The following is a 24,663-nucleotide window of genomic DNA, read 5'->3' on the forward strand; positions in this document are numbered from 1 at the left end:
CCTCCGTAGCACACGGCTGATGCCGTATGCCCCAACGATATACAGCACCCCGGACACCACGAAGTTGGTGATATTGATCCATCCCAGATCCCCGGTGCTCAGCAAACTCAGTGGGTGCTTCACCATGTCGAAGCCCTCGCGGGTCAACCCCTGCGCGATTCCGGCGACGGGGAACAGGGTCGCGCCCACCGCCACAGCGGGTACCAGGGCGCGAGCCGTGTCATGCGACGATGTGGCGGCGTACTTCTGCTCGGCGGTCATGATTGGTCCTCTGCTCGATCTCATCCCGTCTGGAGGGCGGGCCTTCCCCAGTAAGGACCGCGCGTGCCGCCAGAACTCATCGGCGCGCGAGAGAACGTTCGATTCGGCCGAAGTGGATCCCGGCCGGTACCGGTATCAACCGCTACCGCAATATCCAGGTCCAGCTCACCGAGGAGGCCCGTCAGGCCGCGTACGCGGTGCCGTCCTACGACGACACCTACTACACCCCGGAACAGCATTCGGCCCCGCTCCTTTCGGAGCGGGGCCGATTCGCGCTTCCGACCCGTACTGCTCACGCACCAACAACGCCGAAGCCCATAGGCCGAGGCGCCGACATCGTTGGGTGAGCGGCTGCCCGCGTCGCATCGGAAGCGTGGAAACCTCTACCAGCTCGGTCGACTAGGTTTAGGCTGGTAGGAGCCTTGACCGCTGCTGTCGTGAGGAGCTTGCGTGTCCGGTTGTCGCAGGGTGTTCGTTGCGCTTCTGGGTGGCGTCCTGATGTCGCTACCGATGGTCGGGCTGGGTGCCGCCGCCCCCGCGGGCGACGAGCTCGGGGGATGTCACAAAGGGAATGTGCTGACCGGGGTTCGAGTGCCGGGCACCGGAAGTGTCGGGCAAAGTGTGCGCCGGGCGGCCGATCTGTGGGAGTGCTCCAGCCCGCTGCTGCCCGGAATCGTTTCCGGCCACTTCAGCGCCGAACTGCCGTGGCTCGGTTTCGGTGCCCCGACCTCGGGTGCGTTCACCTGGTCCGACGGCACTGTCAGCACCGTGACCGGATTACCCAATACGTTCTGGACGATTACCTCGGGCACGGCGGATGGTCATGTGGTGCGGTTCGACCTCGTCACCGAGATGAATGGCGACTGGTACTACACCGACAACAGTATGGCCATCGAATCGCTGAGCTTCCTGCGGTAGCCCAGATCCTCAGCGGGGCTGGGGTTCCGGGAGGGCGTCGAAGGCCGGGCGGATGGTGTCGGAGGCTCCGGGGACCACGGATTCGGCGTAGCTGAGGGCGGCTTCTACGGCGGGTTGGCCACCGCCCTGCTGTAGGCCGATCGCGCCACCGATGAGGGCGCCCACCACCGTGGTGATCGGGATGGTGATGATGTCGAAGATGAACAGTCCTGCCGGGAAGCCGATCAGGAAGCCGATTCCCGCGCCGATCGCGGCACCGGTGGCCACGGCGGGGAGGTTGGCCTGGACGACATCGAAGAAGTGTTGTTGCGCGTTGATATCGCGTAGGGGAGTGGGGGATTGGGCTACCGGGGTGAGGGTCAGTCGGCGGCCGCCGTCGGTGATGGCGGGGGTCAGGGCGAGAGATTTCCCGGCGATGTCGTACTGCAACGGGACGGTGGCGGCGAGCGCGCCATTGTCGTCGGTGACGATCACCGCCTCACCGTCCCAGGTGGCCAGGAACTGGCCTGCCGCAATGGTGCTGACGGTCGCACGATTGTCGTCGGACAGTGCCACCTGGTAGGGGATGCCGTGGTCGTTGCCCGTGACCTGGAGGGCGGGAGCGGCGGGGGCGGGGTCGGCGGTTGCGGTGGCACCTGTCGTGACGGTCGCTGTCAGGCAAAATAGTACCGGCGCAATAGTTTTGGTGAATCTCACAATGGTTTCCCTCGTGTTGCGGGCCACGCGGCCCCGACGTTTGCGGACGAACGTACCCTTGCCGGTGCCGGATCGAAAGCCGGGGGGCAGAGATAGGACGCGACATCGGGGCCGGGTGGCCCGCGAGCGACTACACGCGGCTATGAATCGGCGGTCGTCGCCGGTTCACCGCGCCGCACGACGATGACGCCGGTGAGAATCAGTGCGCCGCCGAACAATTGGATGGCCCGGGGAGCTTCGCCGAGGAGCAGCCAGGCGAAGATCAGGGCGGCGAGTACCTCCGAGAGTGCGACGAAGGAGGCCAGGCGTGAGCCGAGGCGGCGCGTGGCGGCAATACCGGTGACGTAGGAGAGGGCCGCCGTCACCACGCCCAGTATCAGCACCGGCAGCCACCAGGCCACGGTGAAATCTTGGAAGACAACGGAATTCGTGGTGGCGCGCAGTGGCAGGATGCCGACCGCGCCGACGACGAGCAGGGTGAGACCGCCGATGAGCAGGCCGCCCGCGGCGAGGACGGTACCGGGGACCGTGCCCTCACCCCGTGCGGACAGCACGAAGTAGAAGGCCGCGCCGACCATCGAGCCCAACGCCCACAGCATGCCGACACCGGTGGCGGTGAGACCCGAGGTCAGATCGAGGACCAGGGCCAGTCCCAGCAGCCCGAGAAGGGCTCCGGAGATCGTCATCGCGCCCGGCCGTTCGCCCTGACTCAGCCACAGCCAGCCGACCACGGCGATCGGGGCGGTGAACTCGACCAGCAGGGCGACCCCGACCTCCATATGCGCGACGGCATTGAAGAATGCCAATTGCGTCCCGGCGACGGCGACGAGGCCGTAGACGGTGATGAGTACCGCGTTGTCGCGCAGCACATTCCAGTTTCCACGCAGCTGTCGCACGGCGAAGGGGGTGAGCACGGCCGCGGCCAGCAGCACCCGTACCGCGACCGCCGCGGCGGAGGTCCAGCCCGCATCCATCAGGCCGCGGGCCATTGGACCGGATAGCCCGAACGACGACGCCGACAGCATTGCCAGGAGTAGGCCGGATCTGAGTCGGTTTCGAACCGCGATGTCATGAGTCAAGGTCGCCATGACTAATGACGCTAAAGTGGGTTTGGTAATATGTCAACGTGGTTTTTGCTCATGACACCGAGGCGGCCCTGGTGTCCGCGGTAGAGCTGGTGAATACGGCGGAGGAACCGGATCAGCCGGACACTCTGACCGAGATCGCCCAGCTCGCCGAGTTTTTGGTCAAGCACCGCTTCACGGGCGTGCATGCCGGTGACGCCGCGGAGTTGGACGCGGTCCGGGCGCTGCGCGCACCGCTGCGCCGGATGCTCACCAGTGATCGCGATAACGCGGTGCGGCTGGTGAACGAGACATTGGCGCAGCATCGGGCGGTACCGCAGCTCGTCCGGCACGGCGATATCGACTACCACATTCACGCCGTCCCCCCGGACGCCGCACTCCCGGTGCGCATAGCGGTCGAAACCGCCATGGCCATGATCGATCTCATCCGCGCCGACGAGATGAGCCGCCTATCGGTATGCGCCGACAGCAACTGCGAGGGCGTGGTTCTGGACCTGTCCCGCAACCGTTCTCGCCGCTATTGCAGCATCGCGTGCGGGAACCGCAACGCGGTAGCGGCCTACCGCGCGCGAAAGGTCAGCAGGTAGCGAATCAACGCTACTTTCGTCCGTCCAGGCGGTCGGCGAGGCCGTCGAGCAGTGTGGCCAGCCCGAACGCGAAGCTGCTGTCGGGGGCTGAGTTGTAACCGGTTCCGGCAGTGGATTTTTCGATCCTCTTGCACAGGGTGGGAAATTGCATGGCCACCTCGGTGGCCTGCGCCATGGTCTCGGCGATCCGCGTCTCGGCATCGCCGCTCCCTCGATTCAGTCGGCGCGCGAGGGAGATGGTGGCGGCTGCTCCCACCGCATTGCCGAGGACGAACATGAAAATGGTAGCGGTGGCCTGATCGGCCTCGGTCTCGTCGAATCCGGCCTTCTCGAACAGGGCGAGGACGCGGTCGTCGTAGCGAGATTTATTGGGCCCGTAGACCAGGTAGCCGGATAGCACCTGCACCATCCATGCGTGCCTGGAGATCATTTCGTACATCTCGGTGGCCATGGTCTCGGCAGCGGTGCGCCAGTCCAGGGCGTCGATATCCGGTAGGTCGACTTCGCCCCACGCCTCGTCGGTGGCCAGCCGGACCAGGTTGTCCTTGTTCTCGACATGCCAGTACATCGCGGTCGCCGCCGCATCCAGGCGTTTGCCGAGACTGCGCATATTCAGTCCGTCCAGTCCCTCCGCATCGAGGAGCTCGATCGCGGTGCGGACGATCTGTTCGCGGGTCAGCGTATCGCGTGGCATGTCGCCAGCCTAGGTGCCGAACAGGCACTTTTACAAAGTTCAAGAAAGTGCTTGCACTTAGTTCAAGTCTGGGGATACCGTTGACTTGTACTTAGTTCAAGGAGCTGCGGGAGCGCGCCTCGAAGCAAGGAGAACCACCGTGCACACCCTCTTCGCCGCCATTGCCGGCACGGTTGCCGTCGCCTTCCTGACCATGCCGTTCGTGCGGCACCGCTACGGCACGCCCGCCATGGCGAGCGCGCAGACGGAGCTGGCGCGACAGGGTGTGCGCAGCACCGCGCTGCACGAGAACGGCATGCGTTTCGATGCCAGCGGCCACGAGTGGTGGGCCCCGGGCGGTTTCGCCGCGCTCATGGTGGTGCTGGCCGGAATGAACCTGGCCGAGCTGTCCTGGGCTCGCCCGCTCAACTGGGTGGTGCTGAGCCTGGTCCTGCTCGCCAACTGCGTCATCGTCTACAGCAACCGGACCGCCGAGAAATCGGTGCGTGCGGCCTTCGTACGCAAGAACGATCCGGAACTGGCCCGAATCGATGTACCCGCGCTGCTGCGGGCGGCCGAGGACGGCTTCCCGGACTGGACCTGGAAACTGCAGGCTGTCCGCAACATCCTGGTGTTCGGCGGAACCATTACCGGCCTGCTCGCACTGGCCCTGTCCTGACCCGCACCTCAGCTCGGAGAACCGTCATGCCTGCTGCCATCGTCGCCGTCATCACCCTGCAGTCCCTGCTCTGCGCGACCTTCCTGATTCTTCCGATTACCGTGTGGCGCACCGGAACCGCCGCTCAACGCGCCGCCGAGACCGAGATCGTCCGCCAGGGTCATGCGCCGACCGTGCTGGACGCCCACGGCATCCGCTTCGAGGAGAAGGGCTGGGAATTCGTCCTCGCCCTCGCCATTGCCGCGATTCTCGCCGGGCTGGTCGGCTTCGAACTCGGCGCGAGTCCGGCCGCCCGTGTTACCGCGTGGGTCGTCTCGACCCTCGTCCTGCTGGGTGTCGGTGCCGTTACCGCCAGTCAGGTGTTTGCCCGCCGGTACACCGAGGCCGCATTCCGCGGCTCCGCCGACCCCGCTGTCCGAACCATCGACGCCCGCGCGCTGCTGGCGGCCGCGAGTTCCGGCTTCCCGCGCTGGGTCCGCGCCATGGTCTTGTTCCGCTTCGTCCTGGCGACGTTCGGCTCCCTGGCTGTCATCATCGCGCTCGCCACCCCGGCGGCCAGCGCTTACTTCTAGTCGGATTTCTCACTACCCGCCACCGCTCATCTGTACGGGCGTACGAATCCGGTGTTAGCGTGCCTCTGCTCGAATTGAGGACTGGTTGGGAGTCTTTCGACAGTGATGACGAATCGGCAAGGGCCGCTGGCCACTTACGATGTGGTATTGGTCGGTGGCGGCATCATGAGTGCCACCCTGGGAATTCTGCTGAAACACCTGGAACCGAGCTGGTCGATCGCGGTGTATGAGCGGCTGCCGGAGTTGGCGGCGGAAGCCTCGGCCGCCTGGCACAATGCCGGAACCGGGCACGCCGGACTCTGTGAACTCAACTACACCTCGGAAAAATCCGATGGCACAGTCGATATCGAGAAGGCGCTGCGGGTCAATGAGCAATTCCAGCTCAGCCGCCAGCTGTGGGCCGCGCTGGTGGAGGCCGATATCCTCGGTAAGCCACAGGAATTCATCAATCCGGTTCCGCATATGACCTTCGTGCGCGGTGCGGCCGATGTGGATTTCCTCCGCAGACGCCATCGGGCCATGACCGAGAGCCCACTGTTCGGGGCCATGCAGTTCAGCGATGATCCGGACACCATCGGTGAATGGGCCCCGCTATTGCTGCGCGGCCGCGACAAGACCGAGCCCATGGCCGCCACCCGCGATATCACCGGTAGCGATGTCGATTTCGGTGTCGTGACCCGAAAGATGTTCGCCCACTTGGAAACAGTGGGTGTCGATGTGCGTCTGCGGCACGAGGTACGGGGGATGCGCCGCAATAACGACGGCTCCTGGAAATTGCGCGTTGTCGCCACCGATGCCACCGATGATCGCATCAGCTCCAAGGTCGATGCGAAATTCGTCTTCGCCGGAGCGGGTGGCTGGGCGCTGAAACTCCTCCAGAAGGCCGGAATTCCCGAAGCCCGCGGTTACGGGCTACTGCCGATCAGCGGCCGCTTCCTGCGCTGTGACAATCCAGCCGTCATCGAACGCCACGACGCCAAGGTCTATGGCAAGGCCCCTATCGGCGCGCCGCCGATGTCCATGCCGCACTTGGATACTCGCATTGTCGACGGCCGACGCACCATTCTCTTCGGCCCCTATGCGGGCTCCAGTCCGAAATTCCTCAGACAGGGCTCGCTGCTCGACGCGCCCGCCTCGCTGCGCCCGCACAATATCGGCCCGCTCGCCTGGATGGGGAGGAACAACCTGCCACTGGCGTGGCTGCTGATCACCCAGTTGGCCGCGACGCAGCGCCGAAAGATCAGTGCTCTGCGTGAGTTCTTTCCCGCCGCGGTGGCCGGCGAATGGTCCTGGATTACCGCCGGCCAGCGTGCGCAGATCGTCAAGGCCGATCCGGTGCGCGGCGGCGTCCTCGAATTCGGCACGGAAGTCGTTGCCGCTCAAGACGGTTCCATTGCGGCGGTACTGGGTGCGTCGCCGGGTGCCTCCACCGCCCCCGCCATCCTGCTGGATCTGCTGTCGCAGTGCTTCCCGCACTACCGCACCCTGTGGGCTCCGCGCCTGCGCCAGCTCATGCCGACACTCGGCCGTTCACTGGCCGACGACGAGGTCCTCGCCCGCCGCACCATGATCCGGACCGCCGAAATCCTCGGCCTGACCGCCGTGGGAGCCGACTGAGCATCGGTCGTCGGCCGAGAACATGGACAACCCCCACCGCACCCGGTATGAAAAGTGGAACACGTTTCAATTCTGAGGAGATGCGATGGATACCGCGGCCATGGGCGCACTGGTGATGGACGGCTTCAAGAAGCTCGGTTTCATCCAGTTCGCCGGGATCGAGTCGGAGGATTACGCCAGCGGTCGCAGCGTGGTCACCATGGCCGCCCGTCCCGAGCACCTCAATCACAATGGCGATGTGCACGCCGCCCTCCTCTTCGGCCTCGCCGAAACCGCCTCCATGGGTGCGGCCGTCTCCGGCATTGTCGATCTGATGGGCGATACCTTCATTGTCGCCCGCGACGGCAGGATCGAATACCTGGCTCGCGCCAAGGGCGACCTCGGCCCCTTCTTCGCCACCTCCGAACTCCCCGACGGTGCCGTCGAACTGATGCGCTCGAATATCGAATCCCGCATCGAGAACGAACTCGCGGTCCCCGTGACGATTACCGACAGCACCGGAAAAGCCGTCGCCACAGCCACTTTCACCGCCGTCATCCGCCCTCGCCGCAAGTAGCGCCCCCGGTCCGCCGACCTCGGTCCTCGAGTTCTGTCAATCCGGCGCACCTCCGGCCGGGTTGACGAGCTGCGCGCCATCACTTCTTGTTTCGGCAGTCTCGGCGGGGGATACACGCCCCTCGGACGTCGCGTACCTCGATCCGGCCAGGAGTAGACCGGAATGGCCGAGATGCGAGAATCCGAAGACGGGGTTGTGTAGAGATCCGATGGAGGGGGAGCGCCCATGACGTACGGCAACGGTCCGATAGATCCGCGGCAGCAGGGCTGGGGGCAACCGGGCGGACAGGGCTGGGGACAGCCGAACGATCAGGGTTGGGGGCAACCGAGCGGGCAGCCGGATCAGTCCGGCGGACACCAGATGCCGTACGGCGGCCCCTACCCGCCCGGGCCGATGTCGGACCCCTCCGCGCCGTACCAGCAGTCCCCGCACGTACAGCCGAATTGGTCCGCACCGCAACCGAATCCGCCATCCGGAAATCGCGGGCCGCTCATCGCACTCGCGGTGGTGTCGGCCATCGCTGTGGTGGTGGTCGGCGCTGTCGCGATCTGGGCGGCCAACCGCGACGATGAAGCCGATCCGGTAGCGACCGCGACCACCACCTCCGCCGTGGCCGGCACCACCACCTCGGCGAGCCCCACCACGACGACCACGTCCGCCGTTCCGACGAGTCAGGCCCCCGCCGGTGCCATCCCGAACCGCCCGTCGGTGACCCCGCCCAGGGACGGCCGCGCCGGCCCGGTGGCCGGTGTGACCTACGGTCCCGGTGAGGACCTGTACCGCTTCGATGCCTCCGGCGATGTGCCCTTCGAATACGACCTGCCGGGCACCTGGGGTTGTCTGGTCGGCAGCACCAAGATCACGGTGACGGCGGTCAAGGTCTGTCGCGACGAAACCGGCGGCACCGACGCGGGCGGCTGGATCGGTATCGACGCCTGTGCCGACAACTGCTCCGAGGCGGCCTATCTGACCTTCCGCGACAAACTCCCCATCGATGCCCCCGACTGGCGCGTCATCGACGCGAATACCCAGTACGCCGAACTCTCCGGCGACCTCAATGGCAAACAGGTGCTCCGAGTAGCCATGACCTACACCTTCGCCTCCGCGGCCGGTGGTCCCTTGGACACGATCGCCTTCGTCCAGATGACGGGCGCGCCCACGGATAAGACGACCATGCAAAAGATTTTGAACGAGGTGCGCATCCGCGCCGAGGGGTAAGGCGAGACGGCCTCGCTCCGATTGGCAGGCTGGCGAGCTGTCGGCCCGACAGGCTTGCCCTCCGGCGGATTTCTCGCAGGCGCTGCCCGAGTGCTTCGCGCCCGTCACGAATGGCGTCGTCACTGGCGAGTGTGCACGCCGGCGATGTAGTCGACATACGGTGTAGCGAACTGCCACAGTCTGTCCCGCACATCCCGGCAGTACTTCGCGATGCCCGGATCGTCCGTGACGGCCATGCCGGCTGGCCTTCCGTCCTGGTCTACCAGGTTGAACGCGACTCGCACGTCGTCGAACAGCCACCAATCGTCCGGCGTAATCGCTCCGGCCGCGTTCCGCTGCACGTATCGGATATCTTCGCCCGCAGCCACATTGCTGCCAGTGATCGACAACAGCCATCGCTGATAGTCGGAGTGAGGGACCGTCACCACACGTACCCTACGGACCGTGACTCCACGCGCAGCGACCTCACGCATGAGCTGAACCCAAGGCCGTATTGCGTAGTCGACAGTCTCGGGCTCTCCGTCCAGGAATCGCCGAAACTCCGCCGACTCCGATGGGACTGCGTAGGTATCCCGTACTTCGAGATGGAAGGCGTCAGACCTGCACTCGAGAAACAAGTCGTTACTGGACTGTCCGGGGACTAGCCGCACGGTAGAACTTCCTCCCTAGTCGCGGCACCTCGATCGCTGCCTCATCGGTAGCCATTGTCAGCTGATCCAGCGTTTCGCTCCGATCGGCAGGTTCACGCGATCATCGCAATACGCTCGAGTTCGAGAGGTTGCGGCGGTCGTGTCGCTTACGGAGGATTCGGCGGCACCCGCGCGGGTTCGAGGTACCGTGTCGCCCATGATCGGGGCTCTTGTGTTCGATGTGAGACGCGCGAGTACGGGACATGTGCCGATTGGCTTGGCGTACCGCGGCATACGTTTGTCTCTGTATTCGGTGCCGTGATTGCCCAGGGGCAGGACTACCGGGATGCATTCCAAGTCTTCCGCCCCGGCTTCGATCTGACTCAGGAACGAGAAGCTCGAGCGCAAGCCGGACAGCCGGAAACCTACAGCGAAGAAGATCGTCTACGTGGGCGATCGCATCGACAACGATGTTGCGCCCGCGAAGGCGGCCGGGATGCGGACCGCCTACATTCAGCGCGGCCCCTGGGGTTGGATCCATCGGGATAGGCCAGAGGTCGCGGAGCTTTCCGATTGGAAGATCCGCAACCGCAACACATTGCCGGAAAGTGTTGCGGCAGAGAACAACTGATCAACACAGAGGGCAACGAACGCTATCGATACCGGGTGTCGCTCCCGCGCCGGTCGATGGCGGCCTGGATGAGCACACGGGCGGCCGCTCCGTAGGCTGCCTGCGCCTGTAGCGCGGCCCATGCCTTTTCGTAATAGGCAAGCTCACGAGGCTGTGTGATCGTCAGTTCGGCCGATACGGTTTCGACTCGTATGGTGTGACGGTCGAACATCGTGAAACTCGGTATCACATATATGAATTCGCGCTCTAGAGGCACAATGCCGAGAGTCACGCGGGGCCAGGTCACCACCTCGAGCAGGTGCCTGAGCTGACCGACGCGCACCGCCTCGTCACCGACGCGGGTGTATAGCGCAGCCTGGTCCAGCAACAGGTGAAAGTGATGCTTGGGATCGTGCAAGACCTGCTGACGACGGATACGGGAGTTGACGGCATCGGCCAGGTCGTCGGTACCGCCGACGAATTCGATGCATCGGGCCAGGATCTCGGTGGCGTAGTCGCGGGTCTGCAACCATGCGAATGGGATCGGCTGGGCGTATCCGCGAATCAGGCTGGCGCTGGTGTCCAGCCGCAGGCCTCGGCGCTGACGTGGGGCGTGACCACCGGCGGTGATGCGTTTCCACTCCTGGTAGGCGGCGTGGACATTGCGAACAGTGGCAATCAGATCAGGCAACTGGAAATCGGCACCAGCGATGCGGCACCAGTCGGCTAGATCCTGTTCACTCGGAAGTTGTTGGCCGCACTCGATTTTCGAAACCTTGGACTGTGGCCACTCGGCCGAGCGCGCGAGGGCTACACCGGTGATGCCCGCCTGCTTGCGGAGTTCGCGCAGACGGGCACCGAGGACACGCCGAGTTTCGTCGATGTCTGTCACGTCCGGTACTGGTCGTGGGGAACCGCGCGAGCCCAGACACGATCGCGGATGGCACGAGCAGACCCGACGATCGCCGGGTCGCTGGTGACGGCCCCACCGATGAACCAGTCGCCGGAGTCGAACAGGCTGTAGGCGACGGCGTGGTCGTCGACGAGCCAATAATCGTCGGCGATCGAGTCGTCAGGGTCGGCCTGGTCGCGTGGCAGCCAGCGCACGTCTTCACCTGCGGCGATGTTGTACGGCGCGAGCGCGTGCTCATAGTCGATATAGCGGGTGTGCGGCACGGTAATGATGCGTGCCCGTTGCATCGTTACGCCTCGGCCGGTGAGGTTCTGGACGAAGTTCTCCCATGAGTGGAACCACGGACCGTACGGGTCCGTCGTCTTGCCCGCTAGGAAGTCCTGGACCGCCTGGTCTTCGGATTCGGAGCTGTATTCGTCGCGTGTCTCGAGGTGGAATGCGCGGGACTTCGCGCTGGCGACGAATGCGGCGAGTTCGTCACGGCCGAGCTGGCGCATTCGGCGTCACCTCTCGTCCAATCGGTACCTCGACCGCGATCTCGTGCCCAGGGATGTTCATGCGTGCCAACGCTTCCGGATCGGTGATGGGTTCGCCACCGAGAAGGAACCAGCCGTCACCGGTGTCGGTGAGCCCGGACAAGCACGTGCCGGGTTCGACGTAGGCGAGCAGGGTATGTGGGATCGCAACCTGCCGCGGGTCGTCGGTTTTCAATCCTTGTGCGGCGTAGGTCGCGTGGTCGGTTTTCCACAGTCGCGGCGATCCGAGATCGCCCGTCGGGCCACCAAGAAGTTCTACCTTCATGACGAGACCTTCAATTCTGAAAGAGGGAATATCGCAACCATTCTCGCTGATGTGCGTGATCATTTCGGCCAGTTGGAGAATATTCGAGAATACTCGTTGCTCCTGAAAGTCTGCGACTTCTACCGTCCACGTAGGCGCTTGGGGCCGGTGCTTGTCGTCCCGGTCCCGAGATGCCACCCACCGACGAGGACGACGAGGGACGACGATGGCGTTGACCGAATCAGAAGCCAAAGTGCTTGGAGTGTTGTCCAGCCTGGGACCAACGCAAGCGGCGACCGTCCGGCAGCTGTGTGAAGAAGTCGGACTCACCGCTGAGACGGTGCGGCGTGTCCTGCGGGCGCTGTCACGCGACAGTTTCGCGGTGGTCTCGCACCGGAGTCCGCCGCAGTGGCGGGCCACGTCGACCGGACGGCGCGTGATGAAAGATCGGCCGCTGCGGGAGTATGTGCCGAGGGCCGTCCGATGAGTCCGCAACCGACCGCTATCGGGTATCTCCGTCGCGATGTGTCAGGCATCCGGCAGGAATGGGACGAGACGCATATCCGCAGCCTCGCACGCAGATTCGGCTACGACCTCGCCAAGATCGTTGCCTTCGGCCCCGACACCGATGCGCCGATCACGCGGCTGATCAACGTCGCCCGCACTGTCGACGCGGTGATCGTCCCGAGCGTCGAGCACTTCGACGGCGGCGCTGTGCCTGGACCGCTGGTGAAGGTCGCCGATTACCAGCCGAAGGCCGGGTAAATCCAGAGCCCTTCGTTCCTGACAAGGCGCCCCGCCCACCGCTTACAGGCGCGATGATTCCGATTCCGCTGGCACGTGGGCGATGCGGGTCCTCGGCATCGAGTGGGTTCTTCTCGCAACACGAAAGTGCCCCAACCGCAAGGTTATTGCGATTGGGGCACTCACTTTTCGACTCGGGATTCGACCGTAACGGCCGGCTCTCAGCCCTTGGCGGCCTTGAGCAGACTCTCGAGGCTGGTGAACTTCACACGCGGCCGTCCAGCCGCCTTACCCGCGGACTTCTCGGCCGCGTCGATGGCCTTCCAGCCCTCCCGGTCCACCAGATCGGGCTGACGCTGGCCGAGCAGACTCTTCAGCGCCGCCCGATCACCCTGCGGCTTGGCGAGCTTGCCGCCGATGAAGTCCGAGATCAGCTGATCGACGGTCTCCTGCGAATCGACACGGTTGGAGCCGATAACGCCGCGCGGGCCACGCTTGATCCAGCCGGATACGTAGACACCCGGCAATGGGGCACCCTCCGCGGTCAGGACCCGGCCCTTGTCGTTGGGGATGACACTGTTCTGCTCGTCGAACGGGATATCCGCCACCGGTGCGCCGCGGTAGCCGATGGAGCGCAGCACCAGCGAGGCATCGACCGATCCGGTGCGGTCCGAGGCCCGCGCTACCGTGCGGCCGTGCTCGGTGACGAGTTCGTTGTGCACGTACTCGACCGTCTCGGCCTTCCCGTCGCCGGTGACAGCGGTGGGAGATACCAGGTAGCGGAAGACGATTCGCTTATTGCCCGGTGTCGGTGACTTGCCCGCGTACTCCTGCGCCAGGGTGTACTTGAGCTTCACATGCGGTTCGGTATCCGGATCGTCGAGCAGCGCCTGACTTTCCGGATCCAGCTCCAGATCGGCCGGATCGATGACGACATCCACACCCTTCAGATGGGTCAGCGCCATGAATTCCGGGGTGCTGTAGGCGGCTTGCAGCGGTCCACGGCGGCCCAGCACCACCACCTCCTGGATATTGCTGCCGCGCAGCGCATCCACGGCGTAGTCGGCGATATCGGTCTTGGCCAGCACATCGGGGTCCACGGTCAGCACGCGGGCCACATCCAGGGCCACATTGCCATTGCCGACAATGACCGCGCGCTCACCGGTCAGGTCGAATTCGCGGTCGGCGAAGTCCGGGTGGCCGTTGTACCAGGCCACGAACTCGGTGGCGGAGTGGCTGCCGGGCAGATCCTCACCGGGTACGCCCAGTTGCCGGTCGGCGGACGCGCCGACGGCGTAGACCACCGCGTGGTGGTGGGCCATCAGCTCGTCATGACTGATGTGCTTACCCACCTCGACATTGAGGTAGTACTGCAGGGTGTCGCGGCGGAACGCGGTCTCGAACATATTGGCGACCATTTTCGTGCCCGCGTGATCGGGTGCCACGCCCGCGCGCACCAGGCCGTACGGGGTGGGTAGCCGATCGAACAGCTCCACCTCGACATCGGCGCGGCGCAGCAGTTCCTCCGCCGCATAACAGGCGGCCGGGCCCGCGCCGATAACGGCGACGCGCAGGGTGCCGAGCTCCTTGGGCGCGCGGGTCGGCGCGACCAGCGGCTCGAAGTTCGATTCGAGCGGATGCCGTTCGAAGTAGTCGGCATTCACATCTTTGAAGCGCGCCAGCGACGCGGTGAGATCGTCCTCGGAGAAGATGGCCTCCACCGGGCAGGCGTCCACACACGCGCCGCAGTCGATGCAGGTGTCGGGGTCGATATAGAGCATCTCGGCCGTCGCGAATTCGGGTGATTCGGGCGTGGGACGGATGCAGTCGACCGGACACTCGGGAACGCAGCTGGCGTCGTTGCAACAACGCTGCGTGATCACATAGGCCATATCTCGCAGATCCTCGAAACAGTCGCGTGGTGCTACTCGCCTCGGGTTCGAGGACGGGTAGGTAGAACACGTTCTAATATATGCGGCAGTGCGACGCCACCCGATACTGCGTGTGACGACACCTTCAGTGTGCCTCGAGTGTGAGCGGCATCTCCTGTCGGGCGCCGGGATGCCACATTGTGAGACCGCTCTCGAGGCCGGATACGGGCGGGCCTACGGTATTGGCCATGGCGCGGACCCTGATCCTCATGCGGCACGGCAAATCCGGCTACCCGGACGGCGTAGCGGATCACGATCGGCCGCTGGCACCCCGTGGGATACGCGAAGCCGGGCTGGCCGGGGAGTGGTTGCGCGACACTCAGCCCGCCGTGGACGCCGTGCTGTGTTCCACGGCTACGCGCACCCGGGAGACATTGGTGGCGACCGGCATAACCGCGCCGGTGTCGTACGAGAAGTCCATCTACGAGGCGTCACCGCGCAACCTCATCGAACTCATCCAGCTCACCGACAATGCGGTGGATACGCTGCTGGTCATCGGGCATGCGCCCGGAATGCCCTGGACGGCATGGGAGCTGGCGAGCAATCGCGATTCGCTCGCGGCGGCGGAAATGAGCAGCAAATTTCCGACTTCGGCGCTGGCGGTACTGACCTTCGAGCGGCCATGGCAGGACGCCGAGCCGGGCACGGGTGAGCTCGCGCGCTTCCACGTGCCGCGCTGAGACCGAACCTCACCTCCCCGGCGGACTCACGGCCGAGAATGCGGTTCGCAATCAGCCGATCAGCTTGCCCTTCCATACGACGACGCCGCCGACCACGAGTAGCAGGAGCAGTGCCGGGAAGAAGCCCAGCAACCACCACACCACTCCGAATACCGCTACCACCGGCAGGGCCGCGATGGCGGCGATAACCGGCTGCTCCTTGACTGTCTGTAGCGCTGAACGCGCTCTGACGCGATCCATGTCTTTTCCGGGCATGACCCCAGGGTAGGCGCGTCCACCGGCTGCGGGGTGATTCCTCGCGCCGTCGGCCACAATGGGCATTGCCCGGAGTGCACTCCAGGTGGCTAGCGTCGACCATGTCGACGAAAGGAGCGAGCGGTGAGCACAACGGTGCGGCAGCACGAGTCGGACTACGAACGGCCCAGGTACTCCATCGGCGAGGTGTCCGAACGGTCCGGGCTCAGTCGTGACACCCTGCGCTGGTACGAACGCATCGGCCTGATGGACTACGTGGGCCGTAACCGCACCGGACAGCGGCGGTTCAGCGATCGAGACCTGGATTGGCTGCGACTGATCGGGAAACTGCGGCGCACCGGCATGACGGTGGCCGATATGGTCCGCTACGCGGAATTGGTGCGGGAAGGCGATTCCACCTTCCCGCAACGCCTCGAAATGTTCCGAGACACTCGCGCGGAAGTGCTCGCCCGCATCGCCGACCTACAGCAGACGGTGGCCGTACTGGACTGCAAGATCGCCCTGTACGAAGGCAATCCGACGATCGACTGGCGAACCCTGGACGGCTCCTCGGGCAACAGCTGCTCCGCACCGTCAGCGGAAGCCTTCGCGCACAACGGAAATCGCGGCGATGGGGGAATTTCCGGGGAGTTCGCTGCTTCGTCTTGACCCTCCCCCAGAGGGAGACTGCAGACTTAGGTCAACAGCGAGAGAGGACCTCCCACAATGATCACCAGCATCTTCCCCACCATCTGCGCCGACGACGTCCCCGCCGTTCGCGACTTCTACATCGAACTGTTCGGCTTCGGGGTCAACTTCGACAGCGGCTGGTACGTGCAGCTGGAAGCCCCGGATGAGGCCAAGGCGCAAATCGGGATCGTGGAGCGCGAACACGAGAGCGTGCCCGCGGCGTTCCGGCTCCGACCTGCGGGCATGCTGCTGGCAATCGAGGTGGACGATGTCGATGCGGTGCACGCGAAGGCGGTGAAGATGGGTTTGCAGACGCCGCTCGAGCTGCGCAGCGAGGACTTCGGACAGCGGCACTTCATGACCGTCGATCCGAGCGGAACCCTGGTCGACGTCATTACCCCCATCCCGCCGAGTGCGGAGTACGCCGCCGCCTACGCTGAGTCCGCCGAGTAGGTCCGCCGAGTAGGGTGCTCAGTACCGCACTATAGACCGAATCAGGGTGGGCCGCTTGCTAATTCGGCGCGCCCACCCGTTCCCCACGTTGTCTGTTCGGCCTCGAGCGATCGGCGACGACACCGAACCATCAACGAAAGTTCACCAATCGCTCGGATCGAGTGATCTTGATCGGGCAGCGTGAGCGCCTCCTTCCGCTTACGATGAACCGACTATGCAGTCTCCAGCTCTCGAAGCCCGTGTTCGGGTCGACAAACAGTCACCGGCGATCTTTCACGCTCTCAATAGCGTCGCCCTGTCCATCCGCACCGCCGCGGCGGCGGTCGATCTGGATCGCTCGCTGATGGAGTTGGTGAATGTCCGGGTCTCCCAGATCAACACCTGCCCGTTCTGCCTCGATCTCCATGAGCGAGCCGCGCTGGAAGCCGGCGTGACCCGCCAGCAACTCGCGGTGCTCACGGCCTGGCGGCGCAGTCCGAACCTGTACTCGGACTCCGAACAGGCGGCCCTCGGGCTGGCGGAAGCGGTCACCACACTGCCGGATGAGGACGTTGCCGAGCGTGAGTATGCCGCGGCGCGGCAACATCTGTCCGATGAACAGCTGTCGGTAGTGATCTGGGCCGCAACCACAATCGGCGCATTCAACCGCATTTCGATAATGAGCAAACATCCGGTGCGGGTGCGGAAGGAGAACTGAACAATGAGCGAACAGGCCCTCACGGCGACGGTCGTCCGCAATGACTCGCAACACCGATATGAGGTGTGGTACGGCACCGCACTCGCCGGTTTCGCCGAGTTTCGTGAACCCGATAATGACACCGCCTTCATTCACACCGAGGTGGACAGCGAATTCGGGGGTAAGGGCCTGGGCAGCGCCCTCGCCCACCAGGCCGTCGAGGATGTGATCGCACGCGGGCGGGTCATTGTGCCGCGCTGTGCGTTCATCAAGAGCTGGCTGGATAAGCACCCCGAATACGATGAGCACGTAGTCGGCAAGGGCATCAGGCGATGAGTGACCTGGAGACCCGACCGGAGGAGTCGCTGTGCGAATCCGCCGGACGGCCCGGGCCGCACGCCGAATTCTTTCCGGCGCGCGAAGTTCCGCTCGGCGGGGTGCGCGGCGTAACCGTGCACCGGTCACTGCCACAGCGCGACCTGCCGACCGTCGGCGCGTGGTGTTTTCTCGACCACTTCGGATCCGGGTCTCCCGCCAATCCCGAAGGGCACGATATCGAGCCCCACCCGCATATCGGATTGCAAACGGTCACTTGGCCTTTGGATGGCCGGATTCGACACCGAGACAGTGTCGGCTCGGATGTGGAGATCTGGCCGCGGCAGTTGAACCTCATGACCTCCGGGCGTGGAATCGCACATTCGGAGTACCGGGTCCCGGGGCATTCCTCCGGCCACGGACTGCAACTGTGGATCGCGCTACCCGGCGATAAGGTCGCTGTCGCACCGCATTTCGAACAGCATCGGGACCTGCCGGAATTCGAATTGCCCGGGGCACACGGCGGGTCCGGGGTATTCGGCACCGTTCTGATCGGCACCCTCGGCGCTGCCACCTCACCGGCCACCGCCTATACGCCGATCGTCGGCGCGGATCTGCGCGTAGCGGCAGGTAGCGATGTGGAGCTACCGCTCGATCCGGAATTCGAGCACGCGGTCCTGGTGATCGAGGGTGAGCTGACCGTCGACAACACCGTCGTCGGCCCCGGCGGCCTGTTCTACCTGGGTAGCGACCGCACCGGAATCCGGCTGCACGGCACCGAGGGTGCGCACCTGCTGCTGGTCGGTGGTGAACCCTTCGGCGAAGACCTCGTCATGTGGTGGAACTTCGTGGCGCGCAGCCACGAAGAGATCGTGGACGCCCGAAATGCTTGGGAGAAACACGATCTCGACCGGTTTCCCGATATCGCCGGGCATACGCCGGATCAGCGGATTCCGGCGCCACCCCTGCCCGGCCTACACCTGAAGCCGCGCAAGCGGCGGATCGGTACGGCGCACAGCTAGGGCCGAAACACCTGTCTCGGAACACTGATTGGCCCCACCATTTGGCGGGGCCAATCATTATTTCGGCTTGCGCGCCCGCCGTGTGGCGCGAGCTGTCGTCATTCCGGCGTGCTTGTGGTCGGAATCCACACGCTCAGTTAGCCAGAGCGATGACCAGCCCGTCCTTCGCGCACATGGACGGGACATTCGGATCGGGCTGCGCATTGCAGTTCCACCCCGAGATCACCGCGACGTCGGTGTCACTGACCGTCTGCACGTATTCCGTTGCTACATTGATGGCCTCGGTACAGCCCACCCGGCCCGCGTTGCTGCCGACCGCGATCACGGTGCGGGTGCCGCCGCCCGCGTCGGTGACGGTGCCGCAGTTGACGTCCTCGACGGTATCCGCGGGCTTGGGTGCGGGCGGATGGGTCGGATCGACCCGCTGCGGCTGATTGTTCGGGTCCACGGTCTGGATGGGTGCGGGCCTGGGCGGCGGTGGGCTCGCGGGCGCGGCGGCCCCGCGCAGTCCGATGGTGAACCCGTCCTTGAAGCAGACGTGCGGAATCGTGTCGTCGGGCTGCGGTTCGCAGGTCCAACCGTCCACCGGTGCGGCATCTCCGGTGCGCTGCGCACCGACGTAGTCGCTTGCGACGGTGATGGCCTCGGTGCAGCCCGGCCGTCCGGCATCGTTCGCGAAGGCGATGACATCCGCGGTCGCGCCATTGGATCCGGTGATCGACCCGCAATCGACATCGCTGAGTTTGTCCGGTGCGGGGGCCGGGGGATGGGTCGGGCTGGGTGCGGGCAGCGGGACGGTCGAGGTCCCGAGCAGCTTGGCAGCGGTGGTCGGGGCCGCGACGGTCGTCGACGCGGTGGGCTTGGCGGTCGTGGTGTCCTTCGACGAATCCGACGAACCACCGCAGGCGGTGAGCGCGACGAGCAGCGCGGGCGTCGCCGCGATCACGGTCAGGTGGGCTAGTCTCATGCCCTCATCGTTGCGCAGTGTTTGCCGGAGTTCGGTAGGCGCGGCCGGGTGAAGTCAGCCCGGCAGCGGGCCGATCCGCACGGTGGTCGTGGTGATGCCGCCGACCACGAACCACAACCGCAGTACCGGATTCCCGGTCCGGTCGCCGGGTTCGTACCGGCTGCGCACGGTGATGTGTTCCCGCGCGTACACCGGCGCGATGTACTCGATCACCGCGCGATGCGGTCCGGCCACCAGCTTCGGATAGTCCACCAGGTACTGCTCCACCGCCTGCCAGTACATGGCGTTATTGACGTGGTTGTACTGGTCGATATCGGTGGCTCGCAGTGAGAACGGCAGATCGGTATCGGATTCCGGCGGCATCTGATCGGTGAGCCAGGGCCGCCACCGCAGCCGGTGCTCATCGGTCGAGCGAGCCAACTCCGCCAGCCCCTCATCGCTGATTCGGGTGGGCATATTGGTGGATTCATTGATATTGATCCAGAAGCCCTCGGTCTCGATGAGACCGCCGTTCGCACTGGTGATCTTCACCCGCATATTGGTCCACCGGGTGGACATGGCCGAGCACCATCGGCGCAACTCCACCCGATCCGGCCAGTAGACCGGCCGGATCACGTCGATCACCGTGCGGCGGACAATCCAACTCGGGTCCGTGCGATGGAAGATGCCCGATTGCAAGTCTTCCCATGCGATGTCCTGCAGATACCGGGCGACGCCATCCATGCGCAGCCGGTTGTACGGATCCACATCGCCAGCCCGGACGGGCCACGCCGAGGCGAAGCCCAAGCCCTCCTGACTCAGCGGGGCGAGTGGCTGATCGAGTGACACTGGTGCTCCTCGCGCTGCACGGTGATCTGCGGTAGCAGACCCGGTGTGCCGCGTTCTCGTGCGGTGCTTGCTGTGACACGACTTTACGGGGCGGCCCTCACCCCCTCGCGTCGAGTCACCTACTCAATTGCTCCGGGCATGACAGTCGGCGGTCGGAGCCGTAACCTTCCTGGTGTAGTCCATGCAGGGGAGGCGCGTGTGCCCGCAGGCTCCAGGGCCGGATCGCGGTTCGGACAGTACGAGCTGCGCACGCTGCTCGGCGTCGGTGGGATGGGCGAGGTCTACGAGGCGTACGACACCGTGCGCGATCGCGTGGTGGCGCTGAAACTACTGGATCCGGAACTCGCCAAATCGCCCAGTTATGTGGAGCGATTCCGACGCGAATCCCGCACCGCGGCCCGGTTGCAGGAACCACACGTCATTCCGGTGCACGACTGGGGTGAGGTGGACGGGGCCCTCTACATCGATATGCGGCTGGTGCGCGGCGAAGATCTCAAGGCGCGGTTGCGGACCGAGGGCCCGCTGCCACCGGGGTCCGCGGTGGCGGTGGTGGAGCAGATCGCCGCCGCCCTGGACGCCGCACACGAGAGCGGACTCGTACACCGCGATATCAAACCCGCCAATATTCTGCTCACCGGCGAATTATTCGCCTACCTGGTGGATTTCGGCATCGCACACGCGGAATCCGATGCGCAGCTGACCAGTATGGGCAGCGCCATCGGCTCGTTCGCGTATATGGCTCCGGAGCGTTTCGAGCATGCCGCGTCCGCCCGGCCCGCCGCCGATATCTACGCCCTGGCCTGTGTGCTGTACGAAAGCCTCACCGGCGAAGTGCCTTTCAAGACCGATAGCAATCTGTCGGCCATCCGCGCCCATATGATGACGCCGCCGCCGCGGCCCAGCGCGCATGGAGTACCCGCCGCCTTCGATCAGGTGGTCGCCACCGGCATGGCCAAGGATCCGGCCCGTCGCTACGGCACCGCCGGGCAACTGGCCCGCGCCGCGCGGGCCGCGCTGCGTCATGCGGGAAGCGATACGGCCCGCACCGCCGTGCCACCGACGGTGGTGCACCCGCTCGAAAACCAGCCGTCTCCGCGGGTGCGACTGGATGTGCCGCCGCCGAACTCGACGACGGCCGGGCCATCGGCCGGTCAGACCACACGGTGGGCCGGTCCGGAGACCCGCCGGGACGGTCCGCCCGGGGGCTACGGCATCGGACCGACGGGAACCCATGGCGAGCCGACGTGGCGGCACGGCGATTCGAACCAATCGGGTTCGAGTCCAGCGCGGGATCATCCATCCGCGCCGCTACCGCTACCGCCGCCGGAGCGTGCGCGCTCCTTCCTACCGCTGCTGGTGGGTGCGCTCGGCGTCGCGGTGGTGGGTCTGGCAACCGTGGTGGTCTGGATAGCCCTCTCGGACAGGGGGTCTCGCAACACCGCCCCGCCCGCTTCGCTTACCTCACCCAGTACCACCGTCTCGGCCACCGGCTCCGCTGTCTCGTCCATCGAGGCCGCCCGTACTACGGTCCCCACCACCCTCGCCCCTTGGGTCGGCACGGTCTCCGGTGCCGACGATCAGGGGTTCGCCGCTGCCGCCGGGCCACGCTGCAATGCCGACAACCCCGCCGTGGCTGTGGGCCGCACCCCGGCCTCCCGATTCGTGGTGTGCCGCACTGGCGCTGGCCGCTACTACTATCAGGGAGTGCGAATCAGCGACGGCGCGGGTATCGAACTCGACGACCCGGTTCCCACCGCCGACGGCTTCACCGTCACCAATGCCGCGGACAGCACCCGGTACGAGATCGGCCCCGACGCCCTCGCCATCGTCCGCGGCGGCGAAACCCTCGCCGACGAGCCGATGCTCGAATATGCCCGCCGCTGAACCCCGCCGGGGTCGACTTGCGATGAATTGCGTCCGACAGCACGCTGGGAGTAGCCGGGTACGCCCCCTGCCCGTAACCACGGGCCCAGCGTGACGGGTGCCTGGCGAAACATCGGCGAATCGGACGAATGCCTCGGAGATCGGTTAGGTTCGAGGCGTATCCAACGGTGGGTAGATCGGAGAATTTTATGCGTGCGGCCGTGGTGAGCAAGCTGGAGGGCCCGGAGGCGATCGAGGTCGTCGATATTCCCGAGCCCGCGTCCTACCCGGGCGGTGTGGTCATCGACGTGCACGCGGCCGGTGTCGCCTTCCCGGATGTGCTCATGACCCGCGGGCTGTACCAGATGAAGCCGCAGCTGCCGTATGTCGTGGGCTGCGAGGTCGCCGGTGTGGTGCGCGAGGCTCCCGAGGGCGCGCACGTGCGGCCCGGTGACCGCGTGGTGGCGCTGACGCTGCTCGGCAATGCCATGGCCCAGGTCGCGGTCGCACCGGTCGAGTACGTATTCCGGCTGCCCGACAATATCGCGCTCGAATCGGGTGCGGGCATCCTCTTCAACGATCTGACCGTGCACTTCTGCCTGCGCAACCGTGGTCGTCTGGCCGAGGGGGAGACCGTGCTGGTGCACGGTGCGGCGGGCGGTATCGGTACCTCCACGCTGCGGATGGCCGCCGCCCTGGGCGCGGGCCGGGTAATCGCGGTCGTCAGCACCGAGGAGAAGGCGGCGGTGGCGCAGGCGAACGGCGCTACCGATGTGGTTCTCACCGATGGCTGGCTGAGTGCGGTCAAGGAACTGACCGGTGGACGCGGCGTCGATATCGTGCTGGACCCGGTCGGCGGCGACCGTTTCACCGACAGCATTCGCTCCCTCGCCGGGGGCGGCCGCGTACTGGTTGTCGGCTTCACCGCCGGTGAGATCCCCACCGTCAAGGTGAACCGCCTGCTGCTCAAGAATGTCGAGGTGATCGGCGCGGCCTGGGGCGAATGGGTGATGAGCCACCCGGGCTACCTCCAGGAGCAGTGGGCCGAGGTCGAACCGCTGCTCGCCAACGGCAAGATCCTGCCGCCCGAGCCCCTTCTCTACAACCTCGACCACGCCGCGGAAGCCGTCGCGGCCCTGGACAATCGCTCCGCCACCGGCAAGGTGGTCGTCACGCTTCGTTGATGGTGTACGGGCCGGGTCCGATCCCGGCCCGCTGGTGGCCCGCTCGGCCGAGACCGATCACGAAGGCGAACAATGAAGCTGTCCAATCGAGTCCTGAACCGGACCCTGCTCGCCCGCCAGCATCTGCTGGAGCGGTCCGAGCTCACCGTTGCGCAGATGTGCGATCACCTCATCGGTCTGCAAGCCCAGGACGTTCCGCCACCGTTCGTCGGATTATGGAGCCGCATAGGGGAGTTCGATCCCGCATCGGTATCCGAGGGTTTGGACAACCGCTCGCTGGTTCGAATCACCCTGATGCGCGGCACCATTCACCTGGTCACGCCGCCGGATGCCCTGCGCATCGCACCGCATATTCAGCCCGGTCTCGAAAAGGTGCCCTTCCGTAAGGGTTTCAACTACGGAGCCATGGTCGGACTCGACCCGGAGGAAGTGCGTGCCCGTGGCGAGGAAGTCCTCGGTGACGAGCCGATGGCAGCCGCCGTCCTGCGTGAACACGCCGCCGAACTCTATCCGGACCGCGATCCCGGGGCCGTGGTGCAGACCTGGCTCTACCAGCTCCCGGTCCTGCAAACCCCGCCGCGTGGCCGCTGGAGGGACAGCAGCCGCCCCGTCTGGTCCCGGGTGCAACCCTGGCTCGGCGCACCGCTGGACCCGAGTTATCCGCTCGAAGAGCTCCTCCTCCGCTACCTGCGCGCCTTCGGCCCGGCCACCACCATGGATATGCAGACCTGGTCCAAGCTGACCGGCATCAAACCGGCGGTATCGCGACTCGGCGATCGCGTCCGCACCTACACCGACGAGCGCGGCCGCACCCTCTACGACGCCGCCGACGCCGAACTCGTCGATCCGGACACTCCGGCTTCCGTGCGCCTGCTCGGCTGGTACGACAACGCCATCCTGTCCCATCAGGACCGCACCCGCATCGTTCCCTACGGCGCGGCGCCCCCGCTGCGCGCCTTCGCCACCAACGTCGCCCCGATCCTGGTGGACGGCTACCTCTCCGCCGTTTACAAGATCTTCCCGGCGGGCGAGACGGCCCGCCTCCGCATCAGCCCGCGCGCCGAATGGTCGGCTGCCGACCGCGCCGCCGTCGAGGCCGAAGCCCATGCGCTGCTGAGCTTCCTGGAACCGGATCTGAGCCCGAGTGTGGAGGTGCTGGTTCCGGGGTCGGACCTGCGGCCCTGACCCCGCAGCGGGCCAGCGCGCCACCACCGCGGTGCGCTCTCGGGGCCGCTTACCCGCGCTGGACGGCATCGTCCGGGTCGGCGCTGGCGTACCGGCG

30 protein-coding genes are annotated in these 24,663 nt (G+C 65.6%); 18 read left to right on the forward strand and 12 right to left on the reverse strand.

The window, feature by feature from the left end; translation table 11 throughout:
• The coding region (locus NU1_RS30725) for a DUF998 domain-containing protein (RefSeq protein ID WP_157553268.1) at window positions 1-261 on the reverse strand (261 nt) is incomplete at its 3' end.
• Window positions 262-759: 498 nt separating this feature from the next.
• Between NU1_RS30725 and NU1_RS30730 the strand changes: the two genes are divergently transcribed.
• A complete protein-coding gene (locus tag NU1_RS30730; RefSeq protein WP_067526976.1) occupies window positions 760-1,179 on the forward strand; it encodes a hypothetical protein in 420 nt (139 codons plus the stop codon).
• A gap of 9 nt (window positions 1,180-1,188) precedes the next feature.
• On the opposite strand, the gene NU1_RS30735 is transcribed toward NU1_RS30730, so the two are convergent.
• Window positions 1,189-1,875: a DUF8020 domain-containing protein gene (locus tag NU1_RS30735; RefSeq protein ID WP_157553270.1), complete on the reverse strand. Its 687-nt coding sequence runs from the start codon at window positions 1,873-1,875 to the stop codon at window positions 1,189-1,191.
• 140 nt (window positions 1,876-2,015) lie between these two features.
• Complete coding sequence (locus NU1_RS30740; protein WP_067526978.1) at window positions 2,016-2,963, reverse strand: EamA family transporter; 948 nt, start codon at window positions 2,961-2,963, stop codon at window positions 2,016-2,018.
• 38 nt (window positions 2,964-3,001) lie between these two features.
• Between NU1_RS30740 and NU1_RS30745 the strand changes: the two genes are divergently transcribed.
• Window positions 3,002-3,547: a CGNR zinc finger domain-containing protein gene (locus tag NU1_RS30745; RefSeq protein WP_067526979.1), complete on the forward strand. Its 546-nt coding sequence runs from the start codon at window positions 3,002-3,004 to the stop codon at window positions 3,545-3,547.
• Window positions 3,548-3,557: 10 nt separating this feature from the next.
• Here the strand turns inward: NU1_RS30745 and NU1_RS30750 are convergent, their stop codons facing one another.
• Complete coding sequence (locus tag NU1_RS30750; RefSeq protein ID WP_067526980.1) at window positions 3,558-4,241, reverse strand: TetR/AcrR family transcriptional regulator; 684 nt, start codon at window positions 4,239-4,241, stop codon at window positions 3,558-3,560.
• A 139-nt stretch (window positions 4,242-4,380) separates the two neighbouring features.
• Here NU1_RS30750 and NU1_RS30755 point away from each other — a divergent pair, with 139 nt between their 5' ends.
• The 5 genes from NU1_RS30755 (at window position 4,381) to NU1_RS41920 (ending at window position 8,862) form a co-directional block, all read left to right on the forward strand.
• A complete protein-coding gene (locus NU1_RS30755) occupies window positions 4,381-4,899 on the forward strand; it encodes a hypothetical protein (protein ID WP_067526981.1) in 519 nt (172 codons plus the stop codon).
• 26 nt (window positions 4,900-4,925) lie between these two features.
• Window positions 4,926-5,471 (forward strand): hypothetical protein, encoded by a 546-nt coding sequence (locus NU1_RS30760; RefSeq protein ID WP_067526982.1) that lies wholly within the window; start codon window positions 4,926-4,928, stop codon window positions 5,469-5,471.
• A gap of 105 nt (window positions 5,472-5,576) precedes the next feature.
• Window positions 5,577-7,088 carry a malate dehydrogenase (quinone) gene (mqo, locus tag NU1_RS30765; protein ID WP_067526983.1) on the forward strand — a complete coding sequence of 504 codons (1,512 nt, stop codon included), beginning with the start codon at window positions 5,577-5,579 and terminating at the stop codon, window positions 7,086-7,088.
• A gap of 85 nt (window positions 7,089-7,173) precedes the next feature.
• Window positions 7,174-7,644: a PaaI family thioesterase gene (locus NU1_RS30770; protein ID WP_067526984.1), complete on the forward strand. Its 471-nt coding sequence runs from the start codon at window positions 7,174-7,176 to the stop codon at window positions 7,642-7,644.
• A 225-nt stretch (window positions 7,645-7,869) separates the two neighbouring features.
• Window positions 7,870-8,862, forward strand: a complete 993-nt coding sequence (locus NU1_RS41920; protein WP_067526985.1) for a hypothetical protein — start codon at window positions 7,870-7,872, stop codon at window positions 8,860-8,862.
• Between the two features lie 119 nt (window positions 8,863-8,981).
• On the opposite strand, the gene NU1_RS44400 is transcribed toward NU1_RS41920, so the two are convergent.
• A complete protein-coding gene (locus tag NU1_RS44400; protein ID WP_067526986.1) occupies window positions 8,982-9,512 on the reverse strand; it encodes a DUF6879 family protein in 531 nt (176 codons plus the stop codon).
• Between the two features lie 427 nt (window positions 9,513-9,939).
• Between NU1_RS44400 and NU1_RS43540 the strand changes: the two genes are divergently transcribed.
• Window positions 9,940-10,122 carry a hypothetical protein gene (locus NU1_RS43540; RefSeq protein ID WP_245720391.1) on the forward strand — a complete coding sequence of 61 codons (183 nt, stop codon included), beginning with the start codon at window positions 9,940-9,942 and terminating at the stop codon, window positions 10,120-10,122.
• 22 nt (window positions 10,123-10,144) lie between these two features.
• On the opposite strand, the gene NU1_RS30790 is transcribed toward NU1_RS43540, so the two are convergent.
• The 3 genes from NU1_RS30790 to NU1_RS30800 are packed head-to-tail and all read right to left on the reverse strand — an operon-like array spanning window position 10,145 to window position 11,878.
• Window positions 10,145-10,993 (reverse strand): Scr1 family TA system antitoxin-like transcriptional regulator, encoded by an 849-nt coding sequence (locus NU1_RS30790; RefSeq protein ID WP_067526987.1) that lies wholly within the window; start codon window positions 10,991-10,993, stop codon window positions 10,145-10,147.
• On the reverse strand, window positions 10,990-11,511 hold the full coding sequence (locus tag NU1_RS30795; protein ID WP_067526988.1) for a DUF6879 family protein: 522 nt from the start codon (window positions 11,509-11,511) through the stop codon (window positions 10,990-10,992). Before NU1_RS30795 ends, NU1_RS30790 begins: the two co-directional genes overlap by 4 nt.
• Complete coding sequence (locus tag NU1_RS30800; protein WP_245720392.1) at window positions 11,492-11,878, reverse strand: hypothetical protein; 387 nt, start codon at window positions 11,876-11,878, stop codon at window positions 11,492-11,494. The genes NU1_RS30795 and NU1_RS30800 overlap by 20 nt, the downstream gene beginning before the upstream one ends.
• A 399-nt stretch (window positions 11,879-12,277) precedes the next feature.
• Between NU1_RS30800 and NU1_RS30805 the strand changes: the two genes are divergently transcribed.
• Window positions 12,278-12,559 carry a hypothetical protein gene (locus NU1_RS30805; protein WP_067526989.1) on the forward strand — a complete coding sequence of 94 codons (282 nt, stop codon included), beginning with the start codon at window positions 12,278-12,280 and terminating at the stop codon, window positions 12,557-12,559.
• Window positions 12,560-12,759: 200 nt separating this feature from the next.
• Here NU1_RS30805 and NU1_RS30810 read toward each other — a convergent pair whose 3' ends face one another.
• Window positions 12,760-14,430 (reverse strand): FAD-dependent oxidoreductase, encoded by a 1,671-nt coding sequence (locus NU1_RS30810; protein ID WP_067526990.1) that lies wholly within the window; start codon window positions 14,428-14,430, stop codon window positions 12,760-12,762.
• Window positions 14,431-14,657: 227 nt separating this feature from the next.
• Here NU1_RS30810 and NU1_RS30815 point away from each other — a divergent pair, with 227 nt between their 5' ends.
• Window positions 14,658-15,149 carry a SixA phosphatase family protein gene (locus NU1_RS30815; RefSeq protein WP_067526991.1) on the forward strand — a complete coding sequence of 164 codons (492 nt, stop codon included), beginning with the start codon at window positions 14,658-14,660 and terminating at the stop codon, window positions 15,147-15,149.
• Between the two features lie 51 nt (window positions 15,150-15,200).
• Here NU1_RS30815 and NU1_RS30820 read toward each other — a convergent pair whose 3' ends face one another.
• The gene (locus NU1_RS30820; RefSeq protein WP_067527007.1) at window positions 15,201-15,404 is read right to left on the reverse strand and encodes a hypothetical protein; all 204 of its coding nucleotides are present in this window, start codon (window positions 15,402-15,404) and stop codon (window positions 15,201-15,203) included.
• A gap of 123 nt (window positions 15,405-15,527) precedes the next feature.
• Between NU1_RS30820 and NU1_RS30825 the strand changes: the two genes are divergently transcribed.
• From NU1_RS30825 to NU1_RS30845, 5 genes are all read left to right on the forward strand, one after another.
• Complete coding sequence (locus tag NU1_RS30825) at window positions 15,528-16,052, forward strand: MerR family transcriptional regulator (protein WP_084521956.1); 525 nt, start codon at window positions 15,528-15,530, stop codon at window positions 16,050-16,052.
• A 57-nt stretch (window positions 16,053-16,109) separates the two neighbouring features.
• Window positions 16,110-16,526 carry a VOC family protein gene (locus NU1_RS30830; protein ID WP_067526992.1) on the forward strand — a complete coding sequence of 139 codons (417 nt, stop codon included), beginning with the start codon at window positions 16,110-16,112 and terminating at the stop codon, window positions 16,524-16,526.
• Window positions 16,527-16,740: 214 nt separating this feature from the next.
• Window positions 16,741-17,223: a carboxymuconolactone decarboxylase family protein gene (locus NU1_RS30835; protein WP_067526993.1), complete on the forward strand. Its 483-nt coding sequence runs from the start codon at window positions 16,741-16,743 to the stop codon at window positions 17,221-17,223.
• 3 nt (window positions 17,224-17,226) lie between these two features.
• Window positions 17,227-17,538 carry a GNAT family N-acetyltransferase gene (locus tag NU1_RS30840; protein ID WP_067526994.1) on the forward strand — a complete coding sequence of 104 codons (312 nt, stop codon included), beginning with the start codon at window positions 17,227-17,229 and terminating at the stop codon, window positions 17,536-17,538.
• A complete protein-coding gene (locus NU1_RS30845) occupies window positions 17,535-18,539 on the forward strand; it encodes a pirin family protein (protein WP_067526995.1) in 1,005 nt (334 codons plus the stop codon). Before NU1_RS30840 ends, NU1_RS30845 begins: the two co-directional genes overlap by 4 nt.
• 133 nt (window positions 18,540-18,672) lie before the next feature.
• Here NU1_RS30845 and NU1_RS30850 read toward each other — a convergent pair whose 3' ends face one another.
• Window positions 18,673-19,506, reverse strand: coding sequence for a hypothetical protein (locus NU1_RS30850; RefSeq protein ID WP_067526996.1), 834 nt, complete (start codon window positions 19,504-19,506; stop codon window positions 18,673-18,675).
• A gap of 54 nt (window positions 19,507-19,560) precedes the next feature.
• A complete protein-coding gene (locus NU1_RS30855; protein WP_067526997.1) occupies window positions 19,561-20,334 on the reverse strand; it encodes an acyl-[acyl-carrier-protein] thioesterase in 774 nt (257 codons plus the stop codon).
• A gap of 198 nt (window positions 20,335-20,532) precedes the next feature.
• On the opposite strand from NU1_RS30855, the gene NU1_RS30860 reads away from it, so the two are divergent.
• From NU1_RS30860 to NU1_RS30870, 3 genes are all read left to right on the forward strand, one after another.
• Window positions 20,533-22,218: a serine/threonine-protein kinase gene (locus tag NU1_RS30860; RefSeq protein WP_067526998.1), complete on the forward strand. Its 1,686-nt coding sequence runs from the start codon at window positions 20,533-20,535 to the stop codon at window positions 22,216-22,218.
• Between the two features lie 188 nt (window positions 22,219-22,406).
• Window positions 22,407-23,381 carry an NADPH:quinone oxidoreductase family protein gene (locus tag NU1_RS30865; RefSeq protein ID WP_067526999.1) on the forward strand — a complete coding sequence of 325 codons (975 nt, stop codon included), beginning with the start codon at window positions 22,407-22,409 and terminating at the stop codon, window positions 23,379-23,381.
• 72 nt (window positions 23,382-23,453) lie between these two features.
• On the forward strand, window positions 23,454-24,566 hold the full coding sequence (locus tag NU1_RS30870; protein WP_067527000.1) for a winged helix DNA-binding domain-containing protein: 1,113 nt from the start codon (window positions 23,454-23,456) through the stop codon (window positions 24,564-24,566).
• The last annotated feature ends 97 nt before the right edge of the window (window positions 24,567-24,663 follow it).

The sequence above is a fragment of the Nocardia uniformis NBRC 13702 genome (assembly GCF_001613345.1).
GTDB classification, from domain to species: Bacteria; Actinomycetota; Actinomycetes; order Mycobacteriales; family Mycobacteriaceae; genus Nocardia; species Nocardia uniformis.